The 2,524-nt window shown below is 68.3% G+C and carries 2 protein-coding genes and 1 pseudogene; 2 read left to right on the forward strand and 1 reads right to left on the reverse strand.

The window, feature by feature from the left end; genetic code table 11:
* Positions 1–16: 16 nt before the first annotated feature.
* Positions 17–718, reverse strand: coding sequence for an IclR family transcriptional regulator (locus ACFWF3_RS31950; protein WP_101466364.1), 702 nt, complete (start codon positions 716–718; stop codon positions 17–19).
* A 63-nt stretch (positions 719–781) separates the two neighbouring features.
* On the opposite strand from ACFWF3_RS31950, the gene leuC reads away from it, so the two are divergent.
* Together leuC and ACFWF3_RS31960 are read left to right on the forward strand one after the other, a co-directional pair.
* Complete coding sequence (gene leuC, locus ACFWF3_RS31955) at positions 782–2,206, forward strand: 3-isopropylmalate dehydratase large subunit (RefSeq protein WP_378992116.1); 1,425 nt, start codon at positions 782–784, stop codon at positions 2,204–2,206.
* A gap of 35 nt (positions 2,207–2,241) precedes the next feature.
* Positions 2,242–2,524: pseudogene (locus ACFWF3_RS31960) on the forward strand (hypothetical protein); the annotation flags it as partial.

The following is a 2,524-nucleotide window of genomic DNA, read 5'->3' on the forward strand; positions in this document are numbered from 1 at the left end:
GGGGCCTTCTTCGTTTCTACAATCGCTTGTGCAACGCCTCGGCGGCCGCGACCAGATCGGCGGCCCAGCGCGCGCCCGGCCTACGGCCCATTCGATCGATCGGCCCCGAGACCGACACGGCGGCCACGATCACCCCGCCCGCATCGCGCACCGGCGCCGACACGCTCGCCACCCCCTGCGCGCGCTCGGCGGCACTCTGCGCCCAGCCGCGCTTGCGTACCTCGGCCAGTGCCCGGTCGCCGAACACCGCGTCGGCCAGGACCGTGCGCTGCAACTCGGGATCGGCCCATGCCAGCAACACCTTCGCCGCCGAACCCGCGGTGAGCGGTAGTCGCGAACCGACCGGCACCGTGTCGCGCAGGCCGACGGGCGGCTCCAGCGCGGCGACGCAGACGCGGGCGTGACCGTCGCGGCAGTAGAGCTGGACGCTCTCGCCGGTGATCTCGCGCAGACGGGGCAGAATGGCACCGGCGGCCTCCACCAGTGGATCGGCCGCCCCCGCCGACAACTCGGTGAGCGCGGGCCCCGGCCGCCACAGTCCGTTGCCGTCACGGGCCAGCAGCCGGTGCGTCTCCAGCCCGACCGCCAGCCGATGCGCGGTGGCCCGTGGCAGGCCGGTGCGGGTGCACAGGTCGTTGAGACCGCAGGGCTCGTCGGCGACGGCATAGAGCACCGCCACGGCTTTGTCGAGAACACCGATACCGCTATGCTGTCTCATAGAACGATACTAACGTCTCAAATGCTGAGATACCAAGTATGCCCGTCGAAAGGTGATCAAGCTATGGCCGAGCGCGCTCGCACACTGGCCGAGAAGGTGTGGGAACAGCACGTCGTCGTCACTGGCGAAGGCGATGGTTCCTCCCGCGAACCCGACCTGATCTACATCGATCTGCACCTCGTGCACGAGGTGACCAGTCCGCAGGCCTTCGACGGGCTACGCGCGGCGGGCCGTCCGGTGCGCAGGACCGATCTCACCATCGCCACCGAGGACCACAACGTCCCCACCACCGATATCGACAAGCCGATCGCCGACCCGATCTCGCGTACCCAGGTGGAGACGCTGCGCCGCAACTGCGCCGAATTCGGCGTGCGCCTGCACTCGATGGGCGACGCGGAGCAGGGCATCGTGCACGTGGTCGGTCCGCAGCTGGGTCTCACCCAGCCCGGCATGACCGTCGTCTGCGGTGACAGCCACACCTCCACCCACGGCGCCTTCGGCGCGCTGGCGATGGGCATCGGCACCAGTGAGGTCGAGCACGTGCTCGCCACCCAGACGCTGTCGCTGCGCCCGTTCAAGACGATGGCGATCACCGTCGACGGTGAATTGGCGCCCGGCGTCACGAGCAAGGACCTGATCCTGGCCGTGATCGCCGAGATCGGCACGGGCGGCGGCCAGGGCTATGTGCTGGAATACCGCGGCGAGGCGATCCGCAAGCTGTCGATGGAAGCGCGGATGACGATCTGCAACATGTCCATCGAAGCGGGCGCACGCGCCGGCATGATCGGCCCCGACGAGGTGACCTACGAATTCCTGAAGGGCCGCCCGCACGCACCGCAGGGAGCCGACTGGGATGCCGCAGTGGCCTCCTGGGACGCGCTGGTCACCGACGAAGGCGCGCAGTACGACGCCGAGGTCCACATCGACGCGAACACGCTCACCCCGTTCGTCACCTGGGGCACCAACCCCGGCCAGGGCCTGCCGCTGGGCGCGAATGTGCCCGACCCGGCCCAGATCGCCGACGAGAACGAGCGCGAATCCGCCGAGAAGGCCTTGCGCTACATGGACCTGACGCCGGGAATGCCGCTGCGTGAGGTGAGCGTCGACACCGTATTCGTCGGCTCCTGCACCAACGGCCGGATCGAAGATTTGCGCGCGGTGGCCGATGTTTTGAAGGGACGCCAGGTCGCCGAGGGCGTACGAATGCTGGTTGTGCCTGGCTCGATGCGGGTGCGCGCGCAGGCGGAAAAAGAAGGACTCGGCGAGATTTTCACCGCCGCGGGCGCGGAATGGCGTCAGGCGGGCTGCTCGATGTGCCTGGGTATGAATCCCGATCAGCTCGAACCCGGCCAGCGCTGCGCGTCGACCTCGAACCGCAATTTCGAGGGCAGGCAGGGCAAGGGCGGTCGCACGCACCTGGTCTCGCCGCTGGTCGCGGCCGCCACGGCAGTCCGTGGAACCCTGTCCTCGCCTGCCGATCTGGCCTGAGTCACCGATCACCTACAGATCGAAAGGGAATCGTTATGGAAGCCTTCACCGTTCACAAAGGCATCGGCGTACCGCTGCGCCGGTCCAATGTCGACACCGATCAGATCATCCCCGCCGTTTACCTGAAGCGCGTGACCCGAACGGGTTTCGAGGACGGCTTGTTCGCCGGTTGGCGTGCCGATCCGGAGTTCATTCTCAACACCGCGCCAACCGGCTCATCACCGCGCTGCGAGAGAGCCTCAAGGCGTGACCGGGGCCGCTTCGGAAGACGCCTGTGGACCGACCCCGTCGTCCGCCGCCACCTCGGAGGCCCCGTGC

It is taken from the genome of Nocardia sp. NPDC060220, assembly GCF_042727815.1.
Lineage (GTDB): Bacteria > Actinomycetota > Actinomycetes > Mycobacteriales > Mycobacteriaceae > Nocardia.